The sequence below is a fragment of the Variovorax sp. 679 genome, assembly GCF_003952185.1.
Lineage (GTDB): Bacteria > Pseudomonadota > Gammaproteobacteria > Burkholderiales > Burkholderiaceae_C > Variovorax.
In genome coordinates this window covers 156,087-182,347 of record NZ_RXFS01000012.1, presented here as the reverse complement: position 1 = coordinate 182,347, position 26,261 = coordinate 156,087, and the positions used below count along the sequence as shown (strand labels likewise).

29 protein-coding genes are annotated in these 26,261 nt (G+C 67.6%); 14 read left to right on the top strand and 15 right to left on the bottom strand.

Annotated elements, in window-relative coordinates; genetic code table 11:
• Positions 1–17: 17 nt before the first annotated feature.
• The 7 genes from EJO71_RS28045 to EJO71_RS28010 form a co-directional block, all read right to left on the bottom strand.
• Positions 18–998, bottom strand: a complete 981-nt coding sequence (locus tag EJO71_RS28045; RefSeq protein WP_125951804.1) for a hypothetical protein — start codon at positions 996–998, stop codon at positions 18–20.
• 34 nt (positions 999–1,032) lie between these two features.
• Positions 1,033–1,704 carry an ATP-binding protein gene (locus EJO71_RS28040; protein WP_125951805.1) on the bottom strand — a complete coding sequence of 224 codons (672 nt, stop codon included), beginning with the start codon at positions 1,702–1,704 and terminating at the stop codon, positions 1,033–1,035.
• Positions 1,701–2,327 (bottom strand): nicotinamide riboside transporter PnuC, encoded by a 627-nt coding sequence (pnuC, locus tag EJO71_RS28035; RefSeq protein WP_125951806.1) that lies wholly within the window; start codon positions 2,325–2,327, stop codon positions 1,701–1,703. The genes EJO71_RS28040 and pnuC overlap by 4 nt, the downstream gene beginning before the upstream one ends.
• A 135-nt stretch (positions 2,328–2,462) precedes the next feature.
• Entirely contained in the window at positions 2,463–2,741 is a 279-nt protein-coding gene (gene ftsB / locus EJO71_RS28025) for a cell division protein FtsB (RefSeq protein ID WP_125951807.1), read from the bottom strand.
• Between the two features lie 19 nt (positions 2,742–2,760).
• Positions 2,761–4,044: a phosphopyruvate hydratase gene (eno, locus tag EJO71_RS28020; RefSeq protein ID WP_125951808.1), complete on the bottom strand. Its 1,284-nt coding sequence runs from the start codon at positions 4,042–4,044 to the stop codon at positions 2,761–2,763.
• A 64-nt stretch (positions 4,045–4,108) separates the two neighbouring features.
• Positions 4,109–4,399, bottom strand: a complete 291-nt coding sequence (locus EJO71_RS28015; RefSeq protein ID WP_125951809.1) for a DUF1330 domain-containing protein — start codon at positions 4,397–4,399, stop codon at positions 4,109–4,111.
• Positions 4,396–6,078 carry a CTP synthase gene (locus tag EJO71_RS28010; RefSeq protein WP_125951810.1) on the bottom strand — a complete coding sequence of 561 codons (1,683 nt, stop codon included), beginning with the start codon at positions 6,076–6,078 and terminating at the stop codon, positions 4,396–4,398. Before EJO71_RS28010 ends, EJO71_RS28015 begins: the two co-directional genes overlap by 4 nt.
• A gap of 124 nt (positions 6,079–6,202) precedes the next feature.
• Here EJO71_RS28010 and coaBC point away from each other — a divergent pair, with 124 nt between their 5' ends.
• From coaBC to EJO71_RS27990, 4 genes are all read left to right on the top strand, one after another.
• The gene (gene coaBC, locus EJO71_RS28005; protein WP_125951811.1) at positions 6,203–7,426 is read left to right on the top strand and encodes a bifunctional phosphopantothenoylcysteine decarboxylase/phosphopantothenate--cysteine ligase CoaBC; all 1,224 of its coding nucleotides are present in this window, start codon (positions 6,203–6,205) and stop codon (positions 7,424–7,426) included.
• On the top strand, positions 7,426–7,884 hold the full coding sequence (locus EJO71_RS28000) for a hypothetical protein (protein ID WP_125951812.1): 459 nt from the start codon (positions 7,426–7,428) through the stop codon (positions 7,882–7,884). The genes coaBC and EJO71_RS28000 overlap by 1 nt, the downstream gene beginning before the upstream one ends.
• A gap of 2 nt (positions 7,885–7,886) precedes the next feature.
• Positions 7,887–8,333 carry a dUTP diphosphatase gene (gene dut, locus EJO71_RS27995; protein ID WP_019655978.1) on the top strand — a complete coding sequence of 149 codons (447 nt, stop codon included), beginning with the start codon at positions 7,887–7,889 and terminating at the stop codon, positions 8,331–8,333.
• 184 nt (positions 8,334–8,517) lie between these two features.
• Positions 8,518–9,018 carry a glycine zipper 2TM domain-containing protein gene (locus tag EJO71_RS27990; protein ID WP_125951813.1) on the top strand — a complete coding sequence of 167 codons (501 nt, stop codon included), beginning with the start codon at positions 8,518–8,520 and terminating at the stop codon, positions 9,016–9,018.
• Positions 9,019–9,098: 80 nt separating this feature from the next.
• On the opposite strand, the gene EJO71_RS27985 is transcribed toward EJO71_RS27990, so the two are convergent.
• Positions 9,099–9,623 carry an FKBP-type peptidyl-prolyl cis-trans isomerase gene (locus EJO71_RS27985; RefSeq protein ID WP_125951814.1) on the bottom strand — a complete coding sequence of 175 codons (525 nt, stop codon included), beginning with the start codon at positions 9,621–9,623 and terminating at the stop codon, positions 9,099–9,101.
• Positions 9,624–9,637: 14 nt separating this feature from the next.
• Between EJO71_RS27985 and EJO71_RS27980 the strand changes: the two genes are divergently transcribed.
• From EJO71_RS27980 to EJO71_RS27970, 3 genes are all read left to right on the top strand, one after another.
• Positions 9,638–10,780 carry a cupin domain-containing protein gene (locus EJO71_RS27980; RefSeq protein ID WP_125951815.1) on the top strand — a complete coding sequence of 381 codons (1,143 nt, stop codon included), beginning with the start codon at positions 9,638–9,640 and terminating at the stop codon, positions 10,778–10,780.
• A complete protein-coding gene (locus EJO71_RS27975) occupies positions 10,770–11,258 on the top strand; it encodes a hypothetical protein (RefSeq protein WP_125951816.1) in 489 nt (162 codons plus the stop codon). Before EJO71_RS27980 ends, EJO71_RS27975 begins: the two co-directional genes overlap by 11 nt.
• A gap of 94 nt (positions 11,259–11,352) precedes the next feature.
• Positions 11,353–11,616 (top strand): hypothetical protein, encoded by a 264-nt coding sequence (locus EJO71_RS27970; RefSeq protein ID WP_125951817.1) that lies wholly within the window; start codon positions 11,353–11,355, stop codon positions 11,614–11,616.
• Between the two features lie 91 nt (positions 11,617–11,707).
• Here EJO71_RS27970 and EJO71_RS27965 read toward each other — a convergent pair whose 3' ends face one another.
• The 7 genes from EJO71_RS27965 to EJO71_RS27940 all read right to left on the bottom strand — a co-directional run bounded on the left by EJO71_RS27965 (position 11,708) and on the right by EJO71_RS27940 (position 17,993).
• Entirely contained in the window at positions 11,708–12,484 is a 777-nt protein-coding gene (locus EJO71_RS27965) for an MBL fold metallo-hydrolase (RefSeq protein WP_125951818.1), read from the bottom strand.
• 5 nt (positions 12,485–12,489) lie between these two features.
• A complete protein-coding gene (gene bamC, locus EJO71_RS27960) occupies positions 12,490–13,569 on the bottom strand; it encodes an outer membrane protein assembly factor BamC (protein ID WP_125951819.1) in 1,080 nt (359 codons plus the stop codon).
• Positions 13,570–13,713: 144 nt separating this feature from the next.
• Positions 13,714–14,604 (bottom strand): 4-hydroxy-tetrahydrodipicolinate synthase, encoded by an 891-nt coding sequence (gene dapA, locus EJO71_RS27955; protein WP_125951820.1) that lies wholly within the window; start codon positions 14,602–14,604, stop codon positions 13,714–13,716.
• A gap of 78 nt (positions 14,605–14,682) precedes the next feature.
• On the bottom strand, positions 14,683–15,252 hold the full coding sequence (locus tag EJO71_RS27950; RefSeq protein WP_125951821.1) for a class I SAM-dependent methyltransferase: 570 nt from the start codon (positions 15,250–15,252) through the stop codon (positions 14,683–14,685).
• Positions 15,253–15,265: 13 nt separating this feature from the next.
• Positions 15,266–15,406 (bottom strand): hypothetical protein, encoded by a 141-nt coding sequence (locus EJO71_RS34465; protein WP_164546918.1) that lies wholly within the window; start codon positions 15,404–15,406, stop codon positions 15,266–15,268.
• A gap of 28 nt (positions 15,407–15,434) precedes the next feature.
• The gene (locus tag EJO71_RS27945; protein ID WP_125951822.1) at positions 15,435–16,670 is read right to left on the bottom strand and encodes an MFS transporter; all 1,236 of its coding nucleotides are present in this window, start codon (positions 16,668–16,670) and stop codon (positions 15,435–15,437) included.
• A 111-nt stretch (positions 16,671–16,781) separates the two neighbouring features.
• Positions 16,782–17,993 (bottom strand): MFS transporter, encoded by a 1,212-nt coding sequence (locus tag EJO71_RS27940; protein ID WP_125951823.1) that lies wholly within the window; start codon positions 17,991–17,993, stop codon positions 16,782–16,784.
• Positions 17,994–18,083: 90 nt separating this feature from the next.
• On the opposite strand from EJO71_RS27940, the gene EJO71_RS27935 reads away from it, so the two are divergent.
• Genes EJO71_RS27935 through EJO71_RS27905 form a run of 7 tightly spaced genes read left to right on the top strand, consistent with a single transcriptional unit; the run spans position 18,084 to position 26,230 of the window.
• On the top strand, positions 18,084–18,974 hold the full coding sequence (locus tag EJO71_RS27935) for a LysR family transcriptional regulator (protein ID WP_125951824.1): 891 nt from the start codon (positions 18,084–18,086) through the stop codon (positions 18,972–18,974).
• A gap of 56 nt (positions 18,975–19,030) precedes the next feature.
• Complete coding sequence (locus EJO71_RS27930; protein ID WP_125951825.1) at positions 19,031–21,028, top strand: DNA topoisomerase IV subunit B; 1,998 nt, start codon at positions 19,031–19,033, stop codon at positions 21,026–21,028.
• A gap of 30 nt (positions 21,029–21,058) precedes the next feature.
• Positions 21,059–21,517, top strand: coding sequence for a hypothetical protein (locus tag EJO71_RS27925; RefSeq protein ID WP_125951826.1), 459 nt, complete (start codon positions 21,059–21,061; stop codon positions 21,515–21,517).
• Positions 21,518–21,536: 19 nt separating this feature from the next.
• Positions 21,537–22,448, top strand: coding sequence for a lytic transglycosylase domain-containing protein (locus tag EJO71_RS27920; RefSeq protein WP_125951827.1), 912 nt, complete (start codon positions 21,537–21,539; stop codon positions 22,446–22,448).
• A 14-nt stretch (positions 22,449–22,462) separates the two neighbouring features.
• Complete coding sequence (locus EJO71_RS27915) at positions 22,463–23,584, top strand: kelch repeat-containing protein (RefSeq protein ID WP_125951828.1); 1,122 nt, start codon at positions 22,463–22,465, stop codon at positions 23,582–23,584.
• A 55-nt stretch (positions 23,585–23,639) separates the two neighbouring features.
• On the top strand, positions 23,640–26,036 hold the full coding sequence (gene parC / locus EJO71_RS27910) for a DNA topoisomerase IV subunit A (protein WP_125951829.1): 2,397 nt from the start codon (positions 23,640–23,642) through the stop codon (positions 26,034–26,036).
• Positions 26,037–26,038: 2 nt separating this feature from the next.
• Positions 26,039–26,230 carry a hypothetical protein gene (locus EJO71_RS27905; RefSeq protein ID WP_093203137.1) on the top strand — a complete coding sequence of 64 codons (192 nt, stop codon included), beginning with the start codon at positions 26,039–26,041 and terminating at the stop codon, positions 26,228–26,230.
• The last annotated feature ends 31 nt before the right edge of the window (positions 26,231–26,261 follow it).

Sequence of the window (26,261 nt, the reverse complement as noted above, 5' to 3'; positions counted from 1 at the left end):
CGCGCGGGCTGGCCAGCTCAGCGGGTGCCGTTGTCGTCGAACGCACTGAAAGCGATGTCCGGCGCGCTGGTGTTGTGCTTCGACGGCAGGCTGCGGCCGAAGCGCACCTGCGTGGCCTGAAGGCTCTTCACCTCCGGCAGCGGCAGCACCTGCTGCGCGGCCTGCGGCGATGCCTGCCAGCGCACTTCGCTCACGTCGGCGTTGTCGGGCGTGACGTACATCGAGCGCAGCACCGCAAAGGGCTGTGCGCTTGCGGTGGGCTTCGACAGCGTCACGTCGAGCGCGGTGCGCACGCGGCTGATTTCGTCCACCCGCACCGCGGCGTTGCCACCATCGGCGAAGCGCACATGGATGGCCAGCGGCCGGGGCACGATGCGGATCGACGCGATGTTCACCACCGGCCGCCCGGCCGCCTCGACCGGGCCGAGCAGGAACGACGAGCCGTACACGCCGTCGCCGAAGCGCGCCTCGGGCAGCGGCTTGATGCGCCAGTAGCCGTCGGACGGATAGAGCACGATGGCTTCGAGCGCCTTGCCGTTCTCCTTCCTGAACACCTGCAGCAGGTGAAAGCCGCTGTCCTTGCGCTTGCCCACCCGCACGGGAACGCGCTGCGGCCGCCAGAAGCTCGGCAGCGTCATGCCGACGATGCGCCACTGGGCGTTGTCCATCAGCACCACGGTGCGCTTGCGGAAGCGGTAGGCCGGATCGGTCGGGTGCGCGCCGCCATCGAAGTTGCAGCCGGAGAAGTCGGGTGCGGTGACGTCGTTGCCGATCTTGTCGAGGTAGTCGGGCTGCAGCGCCTCGATGCGCATGCGGCGGATGCCTTCGCCGCGCAGGGTCAGCGAGACGTTGTCTTCCTCGGCGCAGGCTGTGGCGGTGGTGCCGTTCTCGACGGTGGCGGCGACAGGGGCTGCGTGGACCGGGCCGGCGATCAGCAGGGCGGCCAGGGCACCGGGAAGAAGAAGCGTGGTGACGCGCGCGACGGTCGAAAGGGGCATCGGGTCTCCGGCGGGGGAAGGAGGGAAGGGCGCGCTACTCGCGGCGCGCGATCAGGTCGCTGAAGAGCTTATGTTCGCACTCGGGGTCGGAGCATTTCTCGCAGGGCCATGACCATGAGGCGGGCTTCGCGTCAGACCGGGCGCGCGTGCGGGGGCGGCCCTCGTTGCCCGCAATCGACACGATGGCATTCCAGGCGTTGGCGAGCCGCTCTCCGCCCGTGCCGTGCACCACGGCATACGAGAGCTTCGCGCTCGTGAGCGCGGCGCGCACCAGCGTGTCGGTCGGCTGCCGGGCATGCGGGCCGTCACGCATGTCGTCGGCCACCCAGGGCAGGTCGAGCGCGGTGAGCAGCGTGATCGCATAGCGCCGCTGTGCGGCCAGGGCGCTGTCGTAGAGCGAGGTGTCGGCGAACAGCTGTTCGCTGTAGACCGCGGTCATGAGCGCGGTGGTGTCGGCCACCACCACGCCGGAGACGGCGGCGACTTCGATGCGGCGGGTCTGCTCGTCGGCGATGGCCTGCTGTTCGTCGGGGCGTGGCGTGCGGCCTTCACGCTCGCACCATTCGCGCAGGTATTCGCTCACCAGCGTGACTGGCACGTCGCGGTCCCGCAGGCGCTGCGCGATGGCGCGCGCCAGTTCGGTCTTGCCGGTGCTCTCGGCGCCCACGAGGGCGATGACGCAGCCGGTCGGCAGCACGGGCGTCATGCGTGCACTGCCTTTGCGGTGGGCATGCGCTGCCGCCACGCGATGTAGCCGGCCACGCTGAGCACCGCGAACACCGCATACAGGCCCACGGTGAGCCAAAGCCCCTTGTGGATGAACAGGCCCACGCTCACGACATTCACGGCCAGCCAGATCAACCAGTTCTCGATGAACTTTCGCCCGAGCAGGAACTGCCCGACCAGGCTCAGGCCCGTGGCGAAGCCGTCCCACCAGGGCACGTCGGTGTCGGTGAAACGATGCAGGAAGAGGGCGACAGCCGGCCATGCAAGCGCGCAGGCGGCCAGCGTGAGCGCGACGCCGCGCGGCGAGAGCCGGCTGACCCGCAAGGCGCTGCCGTCGGCCCGGTGGCCGCGCAGCCACTGCGCCCAGCCCCAGAAGGCGACGAGCGCGAAGAAGACCTGGAGCGAGGCGTCGCCGTAGATGCGCGCCTTGGCAAACACCGCAACGTAGAGCAGCGAACTGACGATGGCCAGCGGCCACCCCCAGTGGATCTCGCGCATGTTGCAGCCGACCATGGCGAGGGCCAGCGTCGACGCTACGAGTTCGAGCCAGCTGACGGGAGAGCCCCAGAGCAGGAATGCAGGGGCCGAGAGGAGCTCAAGGATCAGATTCGCCCCCGGAGGGCACCGTCGCGGTCTGTTCGTGGGACACCGCGGAACCGGCTTTGCCGGGCCGCCGGTGTCGCCCCCTGGAAGGGGGTTGGCGAAGCGACACGAAGTGCGCGAAGACTGGGGGTCATCCTAGTGCGCGATTTGTACGAACACTTCGTTCGGCTTGACCATGCCGAGTTCGGCACGCGCGCGCTCCTCGACCATCTCTAGGCCGTCCTTCAGGTCGTTGACCTCCGAGCTCAGGCGCTCGTTGGTCAACGTGGCCTTGGCGTTGGCTTCCTTCTGGTCGGCCAGCTTGGTGCGCAACTGCGCCACGTCGCGCACGCTGCCGCGCCCGTTCCACAGCTGCCACTGCAGGATGGCCAGCAGGAGCAGCAGGACGATGGGAGGAACGAAGCGGGCGCGCATGCAGCGTGGCGTCCGGGCGTTACTTCAGGTTGTAGAACGCGCCGCGGCCGGGGTAGACGGCGATGTCGCCGAGGTCTTCTTCGATGCGCAGCAGCTGGTTGTACTTGGCGATGCGGTCCGAACGCGACAGCGAGCCGGTCTTGATCTGGCCGGCGTTGGTGCCCACGGCGATGTCGGCGATGGTGCTGTCCTCGGTCTCGCCCGAACGGTGCGAGATGACTGCCGTGTAGCCCGCGCGCTTGGCCATCTCGATGGCGGCGAAGGTTTCGGTGAGCGTGCCGATTTGGTTGATCTTGATCAGGATCGAGTTGGCGATGCCCTTGTCGATGCCCTCTTGCAGGATCTTGGTGTTGGTGACGAACAGGTCGTCGCCCACCAGCTGCACGCGCTTGCCCAGGCGTTCGGTCAGGTGCTTCCAGCCGTCCCAGTCGCCTTCGTGCATGCCGTCTTCGATGCTGATGATCGGGTACTTGTCGACCCAGGTCGCGAGCATGTCGGTCCAGCTCTCGGCCGTGAGCGAGAGGTTTTCGCCCGACAGCACGTACTTGCCGTCCTTGTAGAACTCGCTGGCCGCGCAGTCCAGGCCCAGGGCGATCTGCTCGCCTGCGGTGTAGCCGGCCTTGTCGATGGCTTCCAGGATCAGCTGGATGGCCGCTTCATGGCTCTCGACGCTGGGAGCGAAGCCGCCTTCGTCGCCCACCGCCGTGCTGATGCCGCGGTCGCCCAGGATCTTCTTCAGTGCATGGAACACCTCGGCGCCGTAGCGCACGGCCTCGCGGAAGCTCTTGGCGCCCACGGGGATGATCATGAATTCCTGCAGGTCGAGGCTGTTGTTGGCGTGCGCGCCGCCGTTGATGACGTTCATCATCGGCACCGGCAGCTGCATGCCGCCCATGCCGCCGAAGTAGCGGTACAGCGGCAGGCCCGACTCTTCGGCCGCGGCGCGGGCCACGGCCATCGAGACGGCGAGGGTGGCGTTGGCGCCCAGGCGGCCCTTGTTGTCGGTGCCGTCGAGGTCGATCATCGTGCGATCGAGGAAGGCCTGTTCGCTGGCGTCGAGGCCCAGCACGGCTTCCGAGATCTCGGTGTTGATGTTCTCCACGGCCTTGAGCACGCCCTTGCCGAGGTAGCGGCTCTTGTCGCCGTCGCGCAGCTCGATGGCCTCGCGCGAACCGGTCGATGCGCCCGAGGGCACGGCCGCGCGGCCCATGGTGCCCGATTCGAGCAGCACGTCGCACTCGACGGTGGGGTTGCCTCGGCTGTCGAGAATTTCGCGGCCGACGATGTCAACGATTGCACTCATCTTCTGTCTTTCTCTTTCTGGTCTCTTTGGGCGGATGAATAGATGGGGGAACGGGTCGGAGGGTTCAGAGGCCTTCGACGGCGACCATGTTCATGATCGCGGCGCCGGCACGCGCCTCGCGCGCCTTCAGGTACTCGGGCGTCTCGTAGAAGGCCCTGGCCTTCTCGAAGCTGGGGAACTTGAGGATCACGATGCGCGTGGGCTTCCAGTCGCCTTCCAGAGGCTGGATCTGGCCGCCGCGCACGCATACCTCGGCGCCGTGCGCCTGCATGGCGACGGTCGACCACTTGCGGTATTCCTCGTACTGCGTCGGGTTCGTCACCTCGACGTGGGCAATGACGTATCCACTGCTCATGCGACGGCCTTCAGCGTCTTGTTGGTGCTGCCCGAGCCCTTTTCCTTGTGCTCGAGCGCCGCCTTGATGAAGGCGTTGAACAGCGGGTGGCCGCCCCACGGGGTCGACTTGAACTCGGGGTGGAACTGCACGCCCATGAACCACGGGTGCACGTCCTGCGGCAGCTCGACGATCTCGGTCAGGTGCTCGCGCTGCGTGAGCGCCGAGATCACGAGGCCGGCGTTGCGCAGCTCGTCGAGGTAGTTGACGTTGGCTTCGTAGCGGTGGCGGTGGCGCTCGGTGACCACGTCGCCGTAGATGCTGTGGGCCAGCGTGCCGGGCGACACGTCGGAGCTTTGTGCGCCCAGGCGCATGGTGCCGCCGAGGTCGGACTTCTCGTCGCGCGTCTTCACCGTGCCGTCGCGGTCCTTCCACTCGGTGATCAGCGCGATCACGGGGGTGGGCGTCTCGGGGTCGAACTCGGTGCTGTTGGCGTTCTTCAGGCCGGCCACGTGGCGGGCGTATTCGATGGTGGCGACCTGCATGCCCAGGCAGATGCCGAGGTAGGGCACCTTGCCTTCGCGGGCGAAGCGGGCGGCCGAGATCTTGCCTTCCACGCCGCGCTGGCCGAAGCCGCCGGGCACCAGGATGGCGTCGTACTTGGCCAGGCGCGACACGTCCTGTGCGGAGATGGTCTCGGAGTCGATGTAGTCGATCTTCACGCGGGCATGGTTCTTCATGCCGGCGTGGCGCAGGGCTTCGTTCAGCGACTTGTAGCTGTCCGACAGGTCGACGTACTTGCCGACCATGGCGATCGACACTTCCTTCTGCGGATGCTCGACCTCGTACACCAGTTCGTCCCAGCGCTGCAGCTTGGCGGGCGGGGTGTTGATGCGCAGCTTGTCGCAGATCAGGCCGTCCAGGCCCTGCTCGTGCAGCATGCGGGGCACCTTGTAGATGGTGTCCACGTCCCACATCGAGATGACGCCCCATTCGGGCACGTTCGAGAACAGCGAGATCTTGGCGCGCTCGTCGTCGGGGATCGGGCGATCGGCGCGGCAGAGCAGGGCGTCGGCCTGGATGCCGATTTCGCGCAGCTTCTGCGCGGTGTGCTGCGTGGGCTTGGTCTTGAGCTCGCCGGCGGCGGCGATCCAGGGCACGTAGCTCAGGTGCACGAAGGCCGAGTTGTTCGGGCCCATGCGCAGGCTCATCTGGCGAACGGCCTCCAGGAAGGGCAGCGACTCGATGTCGCCCACGGTGCCGCCGATCTCGACGATGGCCACGTCCACCTCGTGCGCCGTGCCGATGCCGGCGCCGCGCTTGATGTATTCCTGGATTTCGTTGGTGATGTGCGGGATCACCTGCACCGTCTTGCCGAGGTAGTCGCCGCGACGTTCCTTCTCGAGCACGGTCTTGTAGATCTGGCCGGTCGTGAAGTTGTTGGCCTTGCGCATCCGCGTGTTGATGAAGCGCTCGTAGTGGCCGAGGTCGAGGTCGGTCTCGGCGCCGTCATCGGTGACGAACACTTCACCATGCTGGAAGGGCGACATCGTGCCGGGGTCGACATTGATGTACGGATCGAGCTTGATGAGGGTGACTTGGAGGCCGCGCGATTCGAGGATCGCGGCGAGCGAGGCGGAGGCGATTCCCTTGCCAAGGGAAGAAACGACACCACCGGTGACGAAGACAAATTTGGTCATGCCAGTTCCGGACGCTGTGAATCCGGGCAGTGGGAAATTGCGATTATAGGTGTGCCCTTCGCGACACCTTCCGCCAAGGGCTTGTTGCCATGGGGCCGATGGCATGTGAGCAACAATACGCCCCATGCAAGATCTCGCCGGCAAACACATCGTTCTCGGTCTCACTGGCGGCATCGCCTGCTACAAGTCGGCCGAGCTGTGCCGGCTGTTCGTGAAGGCGGGCGCGACCGTCCAGGTCGTCATGACCGAGGCGGCCGAGCAGTTCATCACCCCGGTGACCATGCAGGCGCTCTCGGGGCGTGCCGTCTACACCTCGCAGTGGGACACCCGCGAGCCCAACAACATGCCGCACATCAACCTCAGCCGGGAGGCGGATGCCATCGTGCTGGCGCCTTGCAGCGCCGACTTCATCGCGCGGCTGGTGCAGGGCCGCTCCGACGACCTGCTGAGCCTGATGTGCCTGGCCCGCCCCATGGACCGCATTCCGCTGCTGATCGCGCCGGCAATGAACCGCGAGATGTGGGGCCATCCGGCCACGCAGCGCAACCTGATGCAGGTGTCGGCCGACGGTGCCACCGTGCTGGGCGTGGGCAACGGCTGGCAGGCCTGCGGCGAGACCGGCGACGGCCGCATGCTGGAGCCTGCGCAACTGCTGGAGGACATCACGGCCTTCTTCAGCCCCAAGCTGCTGGCGGGGCAGAAGGTGCTGGTCACGGCCGGCCCGACCTTCGAGGCGCTGGACCCGATCCGCGGCATCACCAATCACTCGTCGGGCAAGATGGGCTTTGCCATTGCCCGCGCCGCCCGCGAGGCGGGCGCGGATGTCACGCTGGTGGCCGGCCCGGTGCACCTGCCGACCCCGCGCGGCGTGACGCGCGTCGATGTGCTGTCGGCGCAGGACATGCTCGAAGCGACCACCCGCGCTGCGCAGAGCGCTAGCATTTTTGTAGCTACGGCGGCTGTTGCCGACTGGCGCCCGGCCACGCAGAGCGACCAGAAGATCAAGAAGGACGGCAGCGGCAAGACGCCGGTGCTGAACTTCACCGAGAACGCGGACATCCTCCTCACGGTCGCGAAAAGCGAGCGCGCCCAGTCGAAGAAGCTCTTCTGCGTGGGCTTCGCCGCCGAGAGCGAGAACCTCGCCGAGCACGCCAAGGCCAAGCGCGAGCGCAAGGGCATCCCGCTGCTGGTCGGCAACATCGGCCCGCTGACCTTCGGGCAGGACGACAACGCGCTGCTGCTGGTGGACGCCAAGGGCGTGCGCGAGCTTCCCCGCGCGCCCAAGCTCACGCTGGCGCGCGAACTCATGGCCGAGATCGCGGCCCGGCTTCCCGACTGGAGAGTTTGATGAACACCCAAGGGAACACGCCACCCGACGGCGATTTCGTGCGCTATGTCGAGCGGCTGTCCGCGCAGGCGGCGCTGCCCAAGCGAGCCGCCTCGCCCGGAGAGCACGGCCTGGATGTCGGCATGACTCAGACTACCGGTTCACCGGGGCAGGGCCCGGTCACGACCGCGATGCAGCGCCCCGAGCTGACGAACGGCGAGGTGCCGAAGCAGCAGCCGGGCTCCTTCGATCCGGTGCTGCTCAAGGTGCTGGGTGCCTTCGGCGCGGTGGTGTTCCTCGTGCTATGGGCGGCGGGCGTGCCGTTCGGCGTGCTGGTGCTGCTCGCGGCGCTGGCCACGTGGTTCGGCAGGAAACTGAAGGGCGTGAAGCTCACCCCGGGTGTCGCCAAATGGCAGCAGGTGCTCGAAGAGGCGGCACGCAAGCAAAGAGAACAGCAACAGAAGCAAGGCAACAGATAAAAGTGAAAGTCGACGTCCGAATCCTCGATCCGCGCATGGTGGATCAACTTCCCGCATACGCCACCCCCGGAAGCGCCGGCCTCGACCTGCGAGCCTGCCTCGATGCCCCCATCACCCTGGAGCCCAACGGCTGGCAGCTGGTGGGCACCGGCATCGCCATCCACCTCGCCGACCCGGCCTATGCGGCGCTGATCCTTCCGCGCTCGGGGCTGGGCCACAAGCACGGCATCGTGCTGGGCAACCTCGTCGGCCTGATCGACAGCGACTACCAGGGCGAGCTGAAGATCAGCGCCTGGAACCGCAGCGACACGCCCTTCGTGCTGAATCCGATGGAGCGGCTGGCGCAGCTGGTGATCGTCCCCGTGGTGCAGGCACAGTTTCGTGTGGTCACGGAATTTGCACCTACGCAACGTGGCGAAGGGGGCTACGGCTCCACCGGCAAACATTGAGCAAATCCTGAAGGCAGGCTGAGTTTCCGGGCGGTAAAGAACGGAACCGGCGCGGGCCGCGCGGCCTCGAAGGTTTCAGTGTGTGTACTGCGTCATCGCGGCGGATGCTGCGGCGTTAGTCAGGCACACGCAGGGTGCATGTATTCATCATCCGTGCACCGTTCTATCCGAGGAGCCTCCCAACATGAAGATCTCAATGCGCTTTGTTTCCATCACCGCTTCCGTGCTGGCCGTGGCCACGCTCACGGCGTGCGTGGCACCGGCGCCGGTCTACCAGACCTCGCGCTACCCCTACCAGGCGCCCCCGCAGGCCATCCAGTATCGCGAAGCTTCCTACGTCGAATACGGCCACGTGGCCAACATCGAGGTGCTGCGCAGCGAAACTGCCGGCACGGGCACCACGGGTGGTGGTGCTGTCGCCGGTGGCGTCATCGGTGGCGTGGTGGGCAACCAGTTCGGGCGCGGCAACGGCCGTGCCGCGGCGACCGCGCTGGGCATCGTGGGTGGCGCCCTGCTGGGCAACACCATCGAGGCCCAGCAGAACGGCCCCCGCGCCTATGAAACCTACCGGGTGTCGGTGCAGACCGATCGTGGCGGCTACCGCGCCTTCGACGTGCAGAGCCCTGGCGACCTGCGCATCGGCGACCGCGTACGCATCGACAACGGCCAGATCTCGCGCATGTAAGCGAGCACCACCAGCACCCCCATCGGGGAACGAAAAAGCCGGGCGTTGCCCGGCTTTTTCATGGGTGGCGCAGGCTGCCGTCAGTGCAGCGTCTCGTTGCCCGGTGCCATCGGCGCGACCTTGAAGAAGCCCGTGCCCGCCGTACCGCGGCCCACTTCCTCTTCGGTGGCCTCGCGCACCGAACGCACCGTGATGTCGAGCCGGATCGCGATGCCGGCCAGCGGATGGTTGCCGTCGAGCACCAGGTGGTCGGGGTAGATCTCGGCCACGGTGTAGATCGTGTCCTTCGGGATATCGCCATTCACGCCCTTGGGCAGGGCGGAGCCGTCGAAGGTCATGCCTTCCTCGGTGCCTTCGGGGAAGAGGGAGCGCGGCTCCAGAAAGAGCAGTTGGTCGTTGAAGTCGCCGAAGCCCTGCTCGGGTTCGATCTGCAATTGCACCCGGGCGCCGGGCTCATGGCCTTGCAGGGCCGCTTCGATCACGTCGAAGAGATCGTCGCCGCCGACCAGGAATTCGACCGGCTCGTCGAGCACGTCCAGCACGTCGCCGAGCGTGTCTTTCATCGTCCAGGTCAGGCCGACTACGCATTGTTCAGAGATTTCCATTGCAGAATTCTCCCATGGAGATTAACCAACCGCTGCCGTTGCTCGGCGGCCTGAGCGCCGCGCAGTTCATGCGACGGTACTGGCAGAAGAAACCGTTGCTCGTGCGCCAGGCAATACCCGAGATGGTGCCACCGATCGAGCGTTCCGAGTTGTTCGCTCTTGCCGAACGCGAGGACGTCGAGTCGCGCCTGATCCGCCATGGCAAGGCCGGCTGGTCGCTCAAGCACGGGCCGCTGGCCCGGCGCGCCCTGCCGCCGCTGAAGCAGCCAGCCTGGACACTGCTGGTGCAGGGTGTCGACCTGCACCACGAGGGCGTGCACCAGCTGCTGCGGCAGTTCCGCTTCCTGCCTGATGCCCGGCTCGACGACCTGATGATCAGCTACGCGAGCGACACCGGCGGCGTCGGCGCGCATTTCGACAGCTACGACGTGTTCCTGCTGCAGGCGCAGGGGCGCCGCCGCTGGTCCATCGGCCAGCAGAGCGACCTGCGCCTGCAGCCGGGCGTGCCGCTCAAGATCCTCGAGAACTTCGAGCCCGAACAGACCTTCGTGCTCGAGCCCGGCGACATGCTCTACCTGCCTCCGCGCTATGCCCACGACGGCGTGGCCGTTGGCGACGACTGCATGACCTGTTCCATCGGCCTGCGTTCGTCGGCCCTGGGCGAGCTTGGCTCCGACCTGCTGGCGCGCATGGCGCAGGCGTACGCGGAAGACCTGGAAGATGCCGGGCCGGCCGAGCTGGCTCGCTACCGCGATCCGGCGCAGTCCGCGGTCGATGCGCCGGCTGCGATGCCCGCCGCGCTGCAGGGCTTCGCCCGCAAGGCCATCGATGCTGCGCTGCGCGATCCCGATGCCATCGACCGCGCGCTGGGCGAATCGCTCACGGAGCCCAAGGCCAACGTCTGGTTCGGTGAAGGCGGCGAGGTGCCCGATGCGATTCAGCATGTGGCGCTCGACCGCCGCACGCGCATGCTCTACGACGCGCGGCACATCTACATCAATGGCGAGAGCTTTCGCGCTGGTGGCGCCGATGCGACGCTGATGCGGAAGCTGGCAGACCGGCGCGCGCTCGGGCCGCGTGAACTCGCGCGTGCCAGCGAAGGTGCCATTGCGTTGCTGGGCGAGTGGTGCGAAGCAGGGTGGCTTCATGCCGGGTGACCTGCCCGAAGGGCGTTTCGACGGCCGGGAGGCCTTCGATGCTCTCCTGCGCAATGCGCTGTCGGCCGCGTCGGAGCAGGGCTGGAAGGAGATCGTCTTCAGCGATCCCGATTTCGCCGACTGGCCCCTCGGCGAGCGCGCGACCATCGAGGCGATGCAGGCCTGGTCGGCCAGCGGCCGCCGCCTGATGCTGCTCGCGCAGCGCTTCGACATTCTCGAACGCGGCCACGCGCGCTTCGTCTCGTGGCGTCGCATGTGGGACCACATCATCGAATGCCGCGCCACCGGCAAGGCCGCGGGCTCCGAAGTGCCGAGCGCCATCTGGACGCCCACATGGTTCGTGCATCGCATCGACCCCGAACGCAGCCGGGGCGTGAGCGGCACCGAATCGCGCGCGCGCCGCGAGTTGCGCGAGGCCATCGACGAGTGCTGGCGCCTCGGTCGGCCCGCGTTTCCGGCATCGACGCTCGGCTTGTAAGCCAATGCCGCGAATGCGGCTGCGAGACATATTCGGGCGGATATGCAGGTCTAGAATTTTTTCGTTCCAGACCTTCATTGCCAAAGGAGATTCCATGAAGAAGTCATCGTCCGTCCTGATCGCCTCGCTGATTGCCGCTGCCGCGCTCGTCGCCTGCGGCAAGAAGGAGGATGCAGCGCCGGCTGTCGTGACGCCGCCTCCTGCGCCCGTGACTGAACCCGCACCCGCTGCGGCCCCCGCGCCAGCAGCCGATCCGGCCGCATCGTCCACGGCGCCGGCTCCGGGCGCTTCGTCCGCACTCGATGCCGCTAACGCAGCCACCGAGGCAGCGAAGAAGAATGAAGCGCCGAAGCAATAGCCAACAAGGCTTCGGCATCCGCCATGCAAAAAGCCGCCATGAGGCGGCTTTTTTTCTTAGGTGAGCGTGAGGACGAGGACGCTGCTGCTGCTCAGACGTCGAGCCAGGGCGAGCCCCCGGCAGCCGTTGCAGTAAGCATCTCGGCCTCGTTGCCGCCCAGTGCCTCGGCCATCAGGCGCCGCACGATCTCGGGTCGGTTGTTCTGCTCGCTCAGGTGCGCCGCGACCACGTGCCGCAGGCCGTCGTGCAGGAGCGCGCGGGCGATTTCGGCCGCGGCCGTGTTCGACAGGTGTCCGTAGTTGCCGCCTACGCGGTGCTTGAGGAAGGGCGGATAGCTCGAGTTGGCCAGCAGCTCGCTGTCGTGGTTGAACTCCAGCAGCAGCGAATGCACGCCGCCCAGCCGAGCCAGCACGTGGGCCGTGGCATGACCCAGGTCGGTCAGCACGCCCAGCGTGCGGTTGCCGTCGGTACAGCGCAATTGCAGCGGTTCGCGCGCGTCGTGGGGAACGGTGAAGGGCTGCACGCAGATGTCGCCGACCGCGAATTCCGCGTCGTCACGCGCCAGGTTCAGCAGGCCCTCGAAGTCGCGCCCGCCGGTGGCGAGCCACGTGCCTTCGCTCATCCAGACGGGAATGCGGTTGCGCCGCGACAGCGAATGGGCACAACCGATGTGGTCGCCATGCTCGTGGGTCACGAAGACCGCATCGATGTCGCTTGCGGCAAGACCCGCCTGGGCCAGCCGCAGGTCGAGCTGCTTGAGGCCGAAGCCGCAGTCGACGAGGAGGCGGGAGGTGCGGCCGGCGCTGGTCGTCTCGACCAGCGCGGCGTTGCCCGTGCTGCCGCTGCCGAGGCTTCGGAAGCGGAGCATGCGGGTTATCTCAGGTCGTCGGCGATGACCTTGACGATGCGCTCGGCGTTGACCGAGGTTTCGGGCGCGCCGGCTTCGTTGAGCACCGACACCGTGGTGGATTCGCCCTGGCCCTTGACCGAGATGCGGAACTTCGCAGGCGCTTCGGTCTTGCTCGAGCCACCGAACAGCTTGCCGAAGAAGCCGGGCTCCTTCTTGTCGGGGTTCGGCGGCACGTAGCGCACGAAGTAGAGGCCGGCGCTGCGGTCGCGGTCTTCCACGGTGAAGCCGGTGCGGTCGAGCGCGAGGCCGACGCGGCGCCATGCGCGGTCGAAGCCTTCGCTGATCTGCACGACCGGCTGGTTGCCGACCTTGGCGATGGTGGCGGTCTTGGGCGTCGCGGTGGTGGCGGCCAGGATCTTCGACTGCTCTTGCGACACGCCGAGCTTGACCATCAGGCGGCGCAGGAATTCGGTCTCGAGTTCAGGATCGCTGGGGCGGGGCTGCCACACGGTCTGGTCCTGGCGCGAGTTGTTGTAGACCTCCTGCATGCCGCGATGGCTGATGAAGATCTCGGTGCCGGTGGGCGTGCGTTCCAGGCGGGTGCGGAAGCGGTCGAGTTCGCCGGTCGAGTAGACCGAGTCGACCAGCTTGCCCAGCGTGCCGCGGATGATGTCCTGCGGCAGCTTGGCGCGGTTCTCGGCCCAGTCGGTTTCCATGATGCCCAGGTTGCGCTGGTCGGTGGTCAGCAGGAAGCCGCTTTCCTGCCAGAAGTCCTTCACCGGATCCCAGAGCTGGTCGGGCGTGCGGTTGACGACGATCCAGCGCTGCGTGCCCGAGCGCTCCATGCGCACGTCGCCGATGTTGGCAACGGCGGTGGGGATGCCCGGGGCGTTGGCGATGCCGGCCTGGTAGGAGTTGGCCGTCACGGCACCGCCGGGGATGGCGTAGCGGTTGTCGCGCGAGAGTTGGGAGAGATCTGGTGGGACTTCGAGCGTCGGGGCCTTGCCTGCGCTCTTGTAGTCGATCTTGTCGCTCTCGAGGACGGAGCAGGCGGCGAGGCTGGCAACGAGGGCCAGCAGTGCAAGTCGCGAAAGGTTCTTCAACGTCGTCTTCCTTGTTGGAATGGTTCGGTCAATCTAGGGGCCGCAGTGCCCGCCGCCATCTCTGAGCGCGGTTCGGGCAAAAGGTTGCTTAACCTTGCTGCGGCCAGGGGAAAGGCAGGTCCGGGACGTGCTGGAGAGAGGCGCTCAGCCCTTCAGCAGGCCGGTGGCGCGCAGGGCGCCCTCGACTGCCGGGCGGCTCGCTTCGCCGAGTTCGGTGAGCGGCAGGCGCAGTGCGCCGCCGCACAGGCCGAGCCTGGCCATGGCCCACTTCAGCGGGATCGGGTTGGGCTCGACGAACAGGTTGCGGTGCAGCGGCATCAGCTCGAACTGGATCTGCATGGCGCGCTTCACGTCGCCCGCCAGCGCAGCCACGCACAGCTCGTGCATCTTGCGCGGCGCGATGTTGGCCGTGACGCTGATGTTGCCCTGGCCGCCGCAGAGCATGAGCGCGACCGCGGTCGGGTCGTCGCCGGAGTAGACGGCAAAGTTCTTCGGCACATCGCGGATCAGCCACTGGGCCCGCTCGATGTTGCCGGTGGCTTCCTTGATGCCGATGATGCCGGGTACCTGCGCCAGGCGCAGCACGGTGTCGTGCGCCATATCGGCGACGGTGCGGCCGGGCACGTTGTAGAGCACGATGGGCAGGTCGCCCACGGCCTCGGCGATGGCCTTGAAGTGCTGGTACTGGCCCTCTTGCGTGGGCTTGTTGTAGTACGGCACGACCTGGAGCTGCGAATCGGCGCCCACGCCCTTGGCGAACTTGGCGAGCTCGATGGCTTCCTTGGTCGAATTGGCGCCGCAACCGGCCATCACGGGAACGCGGCCCTTGGCCTGCTCGACCGAGACACGGATGATTTCGCAGTGCTCCTCGACGTCGACCGTCGGCGACTCGCCGGTGGTGCCGACCACGCCCAGGCAGTCGGTGCCTTCTTCGATGTGCCAGTCGATGAGTCGCCGCAGGGCGGGGTAGTCGACACTGCCGTCGTCGTGCATCGGCGTGACGAGCGCGACGATGCTGCCTGTCAGTTGCTCCAAGGGGAATCTCTTTGTCGGTGGACGAAAGCGCCGATTCTACTTACTCCAGGGGCCCCCGAGACAGCCGCCCCGGCCCCCTCAGTTTCCCTTAAGGAGGTGGCGGGCTGGTGGCCCGGCATCGGGGGCTGTGGGGCGAACGGCGGCGATGCGCTGCACGAAGCGCGCCGGTTCCGGGACGAAGCCGTCTTCGTAGGCCACCACGCGCAACCCGGCGCAGGCCGCCAGCAGTTCGCCCGGCTGAAGCAGGAAGTCGGGGCGCGAAGGCTTGCCGATGGTCTCGTTGCCCGCTGCGAAGGTCTCGTAGAGCAGCACGCCGCCCGGCGCCACCGCGGCCACGATGTCGGCCATGCGCGGACGCCAGAGGTAGTTGGTGACGATCACGGCGCCGAAAGCCTGTCCGGTGAAGGGCCAGGAGCCGGATTCGATGTCCGCCTCGACCGCGTGGCCGAATGCGCCGGCAGCCTCGACGGCTTCAGGAGAGCGGTCGACGCCAGTGACTGCATGCCCCCGGCCTGCGAACCATTGCATGTGCCGCCCGGCGCCGCAGGCCACGTCGAGCACGGTCGCATCGGAGGGGAGCAGGTGCGACCAGCGGACGATCCATTCGGACGGGGCTGCCATGCCGTGCATCGGCGCTACTTCTTTCATAGCGGGCCGGGGCTCAGAAGCACGACCAGATCTGGTCGACCAGCGTCACGAGGAAGTCCGGGTGCACGTAGAGCGTGAACACGCCGCCCAGCACCGCCAGCGCGGCGGCCAGCCAGCCCGCGTGAACGATGTGATGACGCAGTTGAGGAGTCATGGCCCCGATTCTTGCGCAACCGGGCCGGTCAGACGACAGCGCCCGCCGGCTGCGCCGAGGAAGGGCGCGAGATGGCGCTTTCCTTCACCGGCAGGTTGATCAGCGCCGCGAACACGCCCAGCGCGATCGAGATGTACCAGACGATGTCGTAGCTGCCCGTGGTGTCGTACAGGTAGCCGCCCAGCCACACGCCCAGGAACGAACCGACCTGGTGGCTCAGGAACACGAAGCCGCTGAGCATCGACAGGTGCGCCACGCCGAAGATGCCCGCCACGATTGCATTGGTCGCGGGCACGGTGGACAGCCACAGGAAGCCCATCGCCGCCGAGAAGAGGTACACGCTCAACGGCGAGATCGGCGCCAGCAGGAAGAGCGCGATCGACACCGCCCGCGCGAAGTAGATGGCTGCGAGGATCTTCCGCTTGGCCAGCTTCTGCCCCAGCAGCCCGACCGTGTACGTGCCGAACACGTTGAAGAGCCCGATCAGCGCCAGTGCGTAGCCCGCCACTTCTGCAGGCAGCGCGCGGTCGCGCAGGTAGGTCGGCATGTGGATGCCGATGAAGGCGAGCTGGAAGCCGCAGACGAAGTAGCCGGCCATCAGCAGGCCGAAGCTCGGGTAGCGGAAGGCCTCGCCAACCGCCTGCATCACCGACTGCTCGCGGTGCCCGGCAAGCGCCGCCGTCTTCGGTTCGCGAAGGCCGAAGGCGAGCGGAACGATCACCAGCGCCAGCACCGCCACCACGGCCAGTGCGGTCTGCCAGCCCAGCGTGCCGATCAACCGCCCCTCGATGGGCGCCATCAGGAACTGTCCGAACGAGCCGGCTGCCGCCGCCACGCCCATGGCCCACGAGCGCCGCTCGGCCGGAATCTGCCGACCGATCACGCCGTAGATCACAGCGTAGGTCGAGCCCGCCTGCGCCGCGCCGATCAGGATGCCCGCGCTCAGCGTGAAAAGGAGCGGCGTCGGCGAATGCGCCATGCCGAACAGCCCTGCCGCATAGAGCAGAGAGCCGCCGATCAGCACCCGGAACGCGCCGAACCTGTCGGCCAGCATGCCCGCGAACACGCCGAAGATGCCCCACGAGAGATTCTGGATCGCCAGCGCGAACGAGAAGGTCTGCCGACTCCAGTCCTGCGCCTGAGTGATCGGCTGCAGCCAGAGGCCGAAGCCGTGGCGTATGCCCATCGACAGCGTGACGATCATCGCCCCGCACAACAGGACTTGCTTGACCGAGAGGGCAGGAGCTGGGGCGGCGGATTGCATGACTTCGAATGTAACGATTCGCCTGCTCCGGCAGGTGGCATGGCGGCCAAAGCCATTGATGATTTATCGGCGGCTTTTCGATGCGCCGAATGCATCAAAGCCGCGAGGGCTTCAACGCGCTGTCGCACCGGCGACAGCGCGCGCTCCGGGGAAGCCGTGCGCGCAGGCCCTCCACGTCAGCCACAGCGCGGGCGCCAGCAATACGAGCAGCGACCAGGGCAGCGCGCCCGCGCCGCCGCCTTGCAGCAGCAGTCCGCCGATCAGCCCGCCACCCGCAATGGCCAGGTTCCACGCCGTGACCACCATCGATTGCGCCACGTCCGCCGATTCGCCCGCCGCCTGCGCCGAGGCGGTCTGGAACAGCGTGCCCGCACCTCCGTAGGCCAGGCCCCAGATGGCCACGCCCAGGTACACCACCGCCGTCGACCCCGCGGCTGTGCCGAGCAGCAGCGCCGTCAGCCCGAATGCGACCGTGCTCGCCAGCACCAGCTCGCGCAGCCAGCGGTCGATCAGCACTCCCGTCACCCAGATGCCCGCCAGCGAGGCCGTGCCGAAGACCAGCAGCACCAGGTCGACCCGCGCGCCCAGCCCCGCATGCACCAGGAACGGCGCGATGTAGGTGTAGAGGATGTTGTGCGCCAGCACGAAGGCCAGCATCACCCCCAGCACCGGCCGCACGCCCGGCAGCAGGAACACGCGCTTCACGCTCTGTCGGCGGCCGGCTTCCTGGCCCGGAAAGTCGGGCACCTGCCAGCGCACCCAGCCGAGCAGCAGCACTGACAGCGCCGACATGACCAGGAAGGCCGGGCGCCAGCCCACGCCCGTGCCCAGCAGCGTGCCGGCCGGGATGCCCAGCGACAGCGCCAGCGGTGCGCCCAGCATGGCGACCGCGATCGCGCGGCCCTGCATCGACGGCGGCACCATGCGGCCTGCGTGTCCGGCCACCAGTGCCCAGAGCAGCCCCGCGAACACGCCGGCGAAGAAGCGCGCGGCCAGCGTCAGCGGGTAGCTGTGGGACAGGGCGGTGACCGTATTGACGACCGCGAAGCCGCCGATCGCCAGCATCAGCAGCGGACGCCGCCGCCAGCCGCGTGTGAGAGCCACCAGCGGAATGGCAGCCACCAGCGAGCCGAGTGCATACACCGTCACCAGCTGGCCGACCAGCGCGGGCGTGATGGCAAGGCTCGCGCCGATCTGCGGCAGCAGGCCGGCCGGCATGGCCTCGGTGAGGATGGTGATGAAGCTGGCGGCCGCCAGCGCGAGCAGGCCGGACAGCGGCAGCCGTGCCCTGGAAGGGGATGAATTCGGGTTGAAGGATGTCATGCGGCCAACGATAGGAAGAAGCCGACTCCGGAAAAAGGGGGATACAGTTCCGATCAATACGGACATGAGAGTCCGCAATGGAGCCCAGCCATGGACAGCCTCAGCGGCTTCACCGTCTTCATCCAGGTGGCCGAAACCCGCAGCTTCGTCACCGCCGGCCGCGCACTCGGCGTTTCCGCGTCCGCCGTCGGCAAGCGCGTGGCGCGGCTCGAGGAGCGGCTGGGCGTGCGGCTGTTCCACCGCAGCACCCGCAGCATCACGCTCACCGCCGAGGGCGCACTGTTCCTTGCGCGCAGCCGCCGCGTGCTGGCCGAGATCGAGGCGGCCGAGCAGGAGCTGTCTTCCTCGGCCGGCTCGCCGCGCGGCAAGCTGCGCGTGAGCCTGCCGCTGGTCAGTTCGCTGGTGCTGCCGTTGCTGGCCGACTTCATGTGCGAATACCCGGACGTCGAGCTCGATCTCGACTTCAGCGACCGGCTCGTCGACGTCATCGAGGAGGGCTTCGACGCGGTGGTGCGTACCGGCGAACTCACCGATTCGCGGCTCTCGGCGCGTCGGCTGGGCCAGTTCTCGCAACTGCTGGTGGCCTCGCCCGACTACCTGGCGCGCCGCGGCGTGCCCCTCGTGCCGGCGGACCTGGTCCGGCACGCGTGCCTGCACTACCGCTATCCGGCCACGGGCAAGGTGGAAGTCTGGCCGCTCGTGCCCGGGCCCGACGGTACCGAGGTGAAACCGCCGGTCTCCATGATCTGCAACAACATGGAAACCCGCCTGTGCTTCGCGCTGCGCGGCCGCGGCGTTGCCCTGCTGCCGGACTTCTGTGTACGCGAGGCACTGGCCGCGGGCAGGCTGCGTAGCGTGCTGGCCGAGCATGTGCGCCCCCATGCCATCGACTTCGGTGTTCTTTGGCCTTCGGGACGAAATCCGTCGCCCAAGGTTCGGGCCTTCATCGATTTCCTGGGGGCGCGCATGTTCGTGTCGTAGCCGCCTCCTGTATGGGTATCCAGTTGTTTGGCGGCGACTGACTACAATCCGCCCCCATGGCGACTCCCCCCAAGACTCCCCCCAATTCTTCGTCCGCGTCCTCCGGCTACTCGGAAGGCTCCATCCGCGTGCTCAAGGGCCTGGAGCCCGTCAAGCAGCGCCCGGGCATGTACACCCGCACCGACAACCCGCTGCACATCATCCAGGAAGTGCTCGACAACGCCGCCGACGAGGCGCTCGCGGGCCACGGCAAGAAGATCAAGGTCACGCTGCATGCCGACGGCTCGGTCAGCGTCGAGGACGACGGCCGCGGCATTCCCTTCGGCCTGCATCCCGAAGAAAAGGCGCCCGTGGTCGAGCTGGTCTACACCCGGCTGCACGCCGGCGGCAAGTTCGACAAAGGCTCGGGCGGCGCCTACAGCTTCTCGGGCGGCCTGCACGGCGTGGGCGTGTCGGTGACCAACGCGCTGTCGAAGCGGCTCGAGGTGGCGACGCACCGCGAGGGCTCGATCGCAAGGCTGGCCTTCAGCGGCGGTGACGTGATCGAGCAACTCGAAGTGCGCAAGCTCGAGGCCGGCGAGCGCAAGCAGGGCACCACGGTGCGCGCCTGGCCCGACGCCAAGTACTTCGAGACCGCCGCGCTGCCCATGGGCGAGCTCACCCACCTGCTGCGCAGCAAGGCCGTGCTGATGCCCGGCGTGAGCGTCACGCTCGTCAACGAGAAGACCAAGGAAACGCAGCAGTGGCTCTACAAGGGTGGCCTGAGCGACTACCTGATGCAGACGCTCAACGGCGACCCCGTCATTCCGCTCTTCGAGGGCGGCGGCCACGCCGACAAGAACGCCGACAACTTCGCCGAAGGCGAGGGCGCAGACTGGGCCGTGGCCTTCACCGAAGACGGCCAGCCGGTGCGCGAGAGCTACGTCAACCTGATTCCCACCAGCGCCGGCGGCACGCACGAAAGCGGCCTGCGCGATGGCCTGTTCACCGCGGTGAAGGGCTTCATCGAGCTGCATTCGCTCTTGCCCAAGGGCGTGAAGCTGCTGCCCGAGGACGTGTTCGCGCGCGCCTCGTACGTGCTGAGCGCCAAGGTGCTCGACCCGCAGTTCCAGGGCCAGATCAAGGAACGCCTGAATTCGCGCGACGCCGTGCGCCTGGTGTCGAGCTTCGTGCGCCCCGCGTTGGAGCTGTGGCTCAACCAGCATGTCGACTACGGCAAGAAGCTGGCCGAGCTGGCCATCAAGGCCGCGCAGACGCGCCAGCGCGCCGGGCAGAAGGTCGAGAAGCGCAAGGGCTCCGGCGTGGCCGTGCTGCCCGGCAAGCTGACCGACTGCGAGAGCAAGGACATCAGCCACAACGAAGTTTTCCTGGTCGAGGGCGATTCCGCCGGCGGCAGCGCCAAGATGGGCCGTGACAAGGAAAGCCAGGCCATCCTGCCGCTGCGCGGCAAGGTGCTCAACACCTGGGAGGTGGAGCGCGACCGGCTTTTCGCCAACACCGAAATCCACGACATCTCGGTAGCCGTGGGCGTCGACCCCCACGGTCCCAGCGACACGCCCGACATGAGCGGCCTGCGCTACGGCAAGATCTGCATCCTGAGTGATGCCGACGTGGACGGCTCGCACATCCAGGTGCTCCTGCTCACGCTGTTCTTCCGCCACTTCCCGAAATTGATCGAAGCCGGCCACGTGTATGTCGCGAAGCCGCCACTTTTCCGGGTCGATGCGCCTGCGCGCGGCAAGAAACCCGCCTCCAAGGTCTACGCGCTGGACGAGGGCGAATTGACCGCCACGCTCGACAAATTGCGTAAAGATGGCGTGCGCGAAGGCGCCTGGAGCATCAGCCGCTTCAAGGGCCTGGGCGAAATGAGCGCGGAACAATTGTGGGAAACCACGCTCAATCCGGACACCCGACGCCTGATGCAGGTCCAATTGGGCCGGTTTGATTTCACGTCCACCCAGGGCGAAATCACCAAGCTGATGGGCAAGGGCGAAGCGGCCGCGCGGCGCGAACTCATGGAGTTGCGCGCCGACGACGTCGATATCGACGTCTGATTCCGGCCGGAACATTTCTCACGACAGGGCATGAACGGGCACAAGATCATTTGCGGTTCGCTGGCAGGGGCTTGCGTTGTGGGCGCGATTGCCATGCTGGCGCGCGCCCAGCCGGAGATCGCGCCGCCGGACATCTTCTTTGCCGGCCTGTTTCTGTTCTTCGTGTTCGTGTTTATCTGGGCGGGCTGGTGGGACGAGGCGGTCAACGACAACGCCGAGCCCAGCCTTGCAGAGCGGACCGTCGCCACCGGCTGGCTGTGGATGCGCCGGCTCGTCTGCTGGGGCGGTGCGTTCTTCTCTCTCCTGATTGCTGCGTCGATGGTCGCCAAGGGCATCCAGCCCGAGCAGGTGCCTGTTGTTGTCCTTGCCGTGTCGATTGGCGGCGTGCTGATCTGGGCCGGCCTGAAGGGCTTCGGGCGTGTGCGCGGCATGAGCGACGACGCCGCAGTCCACGCCGAGCGCCGCAAGCGCTACGGCTGGTGGTTCTGAGGACAGGGCCCGCATCGCCATGAAACGCTGGTTCCGCCCGTTCTTGCTGTGTGCAGCCCTCGTGCTGTCGCTGCAGGGTGCGCACGCCGCCGACATCTACGGCTACATCGACAGCAAGGGCATTGCGCACTTCGCTTCCGAAAAGATCGACGAGCGCTACCAGATCTTCTTCCGCGGCGGCCAGAGCTTCGACACCGCCAACGGCATCTCCCCGCTGGGCCGCGGTGTCGGCAAGCTCGACGGCAAGGTGTCGCCTGCCTCGCAGAGCCTGCTCGCCATGTTCGAGGCCTCGCCCGGCTACAAGACCGCCAAGGCCGCGCTGCGCGACGCGTCGAGCAAGCATTCGATCGACTACGAGCTGCTGCAGGCGCTCATTGCCACCGAATCTGGCTTCGATGCGCAGGCCGTCTCGCCCAAGGGCGCGATGGGCCTCATGCAGCTGATGCCCGCCACCGCGCAGCGCTACGGCGTGTCTGCGGACAAGCGCACGACCATCGAGAAGAAGCTGTTCGATCCGCGCGTCAACATCGCCGCCGGCTCGCGCTACCTGCGCGACCTGATCGCGATGTTCCCCGGACAGATCGAACTCGCGCTGGCCGCCTACAACGCGGGCGAGGGTGCGGTGCAGCGCGCGGGCAACAAGATCCCGAACTACAAGGAAACGCAGAACTACGTGCAGACCGTGCTGCAGCTCTATGCGTACCTGAAGCCTTCCGTGGCGACGGGCAGCGCCGGCAGCGGTGCGGTGCGCGGCGGCAAGACGCCGGGCCGTGTCCGCATGGAGCTGACGGTGCCGCAGGGCGGTGCCATCGGACGCGGCAACATGCCGTCCGACACGCCGCGTAACGTGCCGACCATGCCCGACATCCCCGAGCCGCAGGCCGTGCCGACCGGCGCGGCCGAGGCGACCGACACTACGCCGCTGTCCTGATGAGGGAGACCGTGATGCACCGTCGAAGCTTCGTTCTCGCGACCGCCGCCGGCATGGTGGCGGGCACGGTGCGCGCGCAGCATCCAGCCACGCACGACACGCTGCCGGCCGCGCCTTCCTCGGCCGAGCCTTACGCGCGGCTGCAGGGCGGCGTGCCTCATCACATGACGCCCGACCAGGAGGCGCAGCGGTTCACTGAAAGCATCGCGCCGCCTGGCCCGCAAGGCCGCTGGGAGCCGCGTGCAGCCTTGCCGATCCCGCGCAGCGAAATGGCCTGGGCTACCGCAGCGATGGGCCGCATGCACGTCGTCGGCGGCTATGGCGAAGGCAAGGTCAACCGCGACTACCACCATATCTACGACCCGAAGGCCGACCGCTGGCTCGACGGCGCGCCTCTACCGCGCGGCGCCAACCACGTCGCGGTGACGGCCGAAGGCGGCCGCGTGTACGCGCTCGGCGGCTTCGTCGAGCAGAACCGCCGCTCCGACACCAACGCCTACGTCTACGACATCGCCGCCAACCGCTGGAGTGCCATCGCCCCGCTGCCGCGCCCGCGTGGTGCCGCCGCTGCCGTGATGCTCGACGGCGCGCTGCACCTGATCGGCGGTGCTTCCGAGCCCGCGGCCGAGCGTGCGAGCGTCGGCTGGCACGAGGTCTACGACCCCAAGGCCGACCGCTGGTCGGCACGCAAGCCGCTGCCCGGCGCGCGCGACCACGTCGGCTGCGTGTCGCACGGCGGCCAGATCCATGTGATCGGCGGGCGCTTCAACACCTTCGAATACAACACCGACCTGCACCACGTCTACCTGCCCGCGCGCGATACCTGGGAGCTGCGCTCGCCGCTGCCCACCGCGCGCTCGGGCCACGGGCTCGTGGTGTATCGCGGCCGCTTCTTCGCCATGGGCGGGGAGGGCGGCATCCTCGTCAGCGGCGTGCCGCGTCAGGCCAGGGTGTTCGGCCAGATGGAAAGCTACAACCCCGTCGACGACACCTGGCAACGCCACGCCCCGATGACCACGCCGCGCCACGCCGTGGGCGCGGCCGTCATCGGCGACTGGATCTACGTCGCGGGCGGCGGCGCGGTGCTCGGCGGCGCCGTGCAGTCTGCGGTGCACGAGGCATTCACACTGGGCTGATCGCGACGCCCATCGCGCGCAGCCTGCAGCAACAGTTTTTCTCACCAGCTCTTTCATGGATTCCCAACCTCCGCTCGATCTCCAGGGTCCCACCGACGGCGACACGACCCTGACCCTCGCCGACTACGCCCAGACCGCCTACCTCGAATACGCGCTCAGCGTGGTCAAGGGCCGCGCGCTGCCCGATGTGTCCGACGGCCAGAAGCCGGTGCAGCGCCGCATCCTTTACTCGATGTCGCGCATGGGCCTGGGCTTTGGCGGCACCAACGGCACCGTGGGTGCCAAGCCCGTGAAGAGCGCGCGCGTGGTCGGCGACGTGCTCGGCCGCTTCCACCCGCACAGCGACCAGGCCGCGTACGACGCGCTGGTGCGCATGGCGCAAGACTTCTCGCAGCGCTATCCGCTGGTCGACGGCCAGGGCAACTTCGGCAGCCGCGACGGCGACGGCGCAGCCGCCATGCGCTACACCGAAGCGCGCCTGGCGCGCATCACCAGCCTGCTGCTCGACGAGATCGACGAAGGCACGGTCGACTTCATTCCCAACTACGACGGCAGCACCGAAGAGCCGCGCCTGCTGCCCGCGCGGCTGCCGTTCACGCTGCTCAATGGCGCCAGCGGCATCGCGGTCGGCCTGGCCACCGAAATTCCGAGCCACAACCTGCGCGAGATCGCCGATGCTTGCGTGGCGCTGATCAAGTCGAACGGCAAGCTCAGCGAGGAAGAACTCTTCGCCATCGTGCCCGGCCCCGACTACCCGGGCGGCGCGCAGATCATCAGCAGCGCGAGCGACATCGCCGACGCCTACCGCACCGGCCGCGGTTCGCTCAAGGTGCGTGCTCGCTGGAAGATCGAGGAACTGGCACGCGGCCAGTGGCAGCTCGTGGTCAACGAGCTTCCGCCAGGCGTCAGCACGCAGAAGGTGCTCGAGGAAATCGAGGAAATCACCAACCCCAAGGTCAAGACCGGCAAGAAGGCGCTGAGCGCGGAACAGACGCAGCTGAAGGCCGCGATGCTGTCGGTGCTCGACGTGGTGCGCGACGAGTCCAGCAAGGACGCCGCCGTGCGCCTCGTGTTCGAGCCCAAGACCTCGCGCATCAGCCAGGATGAGTTCATCACCACGCTGCTCGCGCAGACCTCGCTGGAGACCTCGTCGCCGATCAACCTCACGATGGTCGGCATCGACGGCAAGCCCATGCAGAAGTCGCTGCGCCAGATGCTCAACGAGTGGATCGCCTTCCGCGAGATCACCGTCGAGAAGCGCTCGCGCTTCCGCCTCGGCAAGGTGCAGGACCGCATCCACATCCTCGAGGGCCGGCAGCTGGTGCTGCTGAACATCGACGAGGTGATCGCGATCATCCGTACGGCGGAAGACCCGAAGGCTGCGCTCATCGCGCGCTTCAACCTCAGCGAAGTGCAGGCCGAGGACATCCTCGAAATCAGGTTGCGCCAGCTTGCGCGACTCGAAGCCATCAAGATCGAGCAACAGCTCAAGGAGCTGCGCGAGGAGCAGAAGAAGCTCGAGGACATCCTCGCCAGCCCGGCCGCGCTGCGCCGCCTGCTGGTGAAGGAAATCGAAGCCGACGCCAAGACCTTCGAAGACGCGCGCCGCACGCTGATCCAGGCCGAGAAGCGTGCTGTGGCAGAGGTGAAGGTGGTCGACGAGCCCGTCACCGTCATTGTGTCGCAGAAGGGCTGGGTCCGCGCGCAGAAGGGCTGGGCCAGCGAGAAGGCTGCTGGCAACGGAAACGGCGCGGCGCCCGAGTACAGCTTCAAGTCGGGCGATGCGCTCTACGAGGCCTTCGAATGCCGCAGCGTCGACACGTTGCTGGTGTTCGGCAGCGCCAAGGACAAGAGCGTGCGCGTCTACACCGTGCCTGTGGCTTCGCTGCCGGGCGGGCGCGGCGACGGCCAGCCCGTCACCACGCTCATCGAGCTGGAGGCCGGCACGCACGTCACGCACTTCTTCACGGGCCCTGTGGGCGCCAGCCTGCTGCTGGCCAACACCGGCGGCTACGGCTTCATCGCCACGGTCGAGAACATGATGTCGCGCCAGCGCGGCGGCAAGGCCTTCATCGACGTGGGCGAGGGCGAGCAGCTTTGCCGTCCGTCGCTGGTGGGCGGTGCGAGCGGCGCCGAGCCGATGCCCGCGGCCACGCACGTGGCCTGCGCCTCGACGGGCGGACGCATCCTGACCTTCGACATCGCCGAACTCAAGAGCCTGCCCAAGGGCGGCCGGGGCCTCACGCTGATCGACCTGGAAGCCAAGGACACCCTGGCCGGCGCGGCCGCCTACACGCGCAGCGTGAAGATCGAAGGCATCGGCCGCGGCGGCAAGGAGCGCGAAGAAACGCTCGAAATCCGCACGCTCAACAACGCACGCGGCAGCCGCGCGCGCAAGGGCAAGGCGGCCGACCTCGGCTTCAAGCCGGCGAGCATCGTGCGGGTGCAATAGCCATGGGCGGCATCGACATCAGCGTCATCGGCGTCTTCATCGCCGTGGTCACCGGCATCGGCAGCTACGTGCTGGGCCGGCGCATGCGCGAGAAGAGGGCGGCGAAGAAGCGCGAGAAGGACCGCATCGCCTCTCAGGCGAACGAGACGCGCCAGGTGCGGCGCGCGCGTGAGCGCAAGGAGCGCGGCGAGTAGCTCGCCGGCTCAGGAAGGGAAGGAGGGCCGG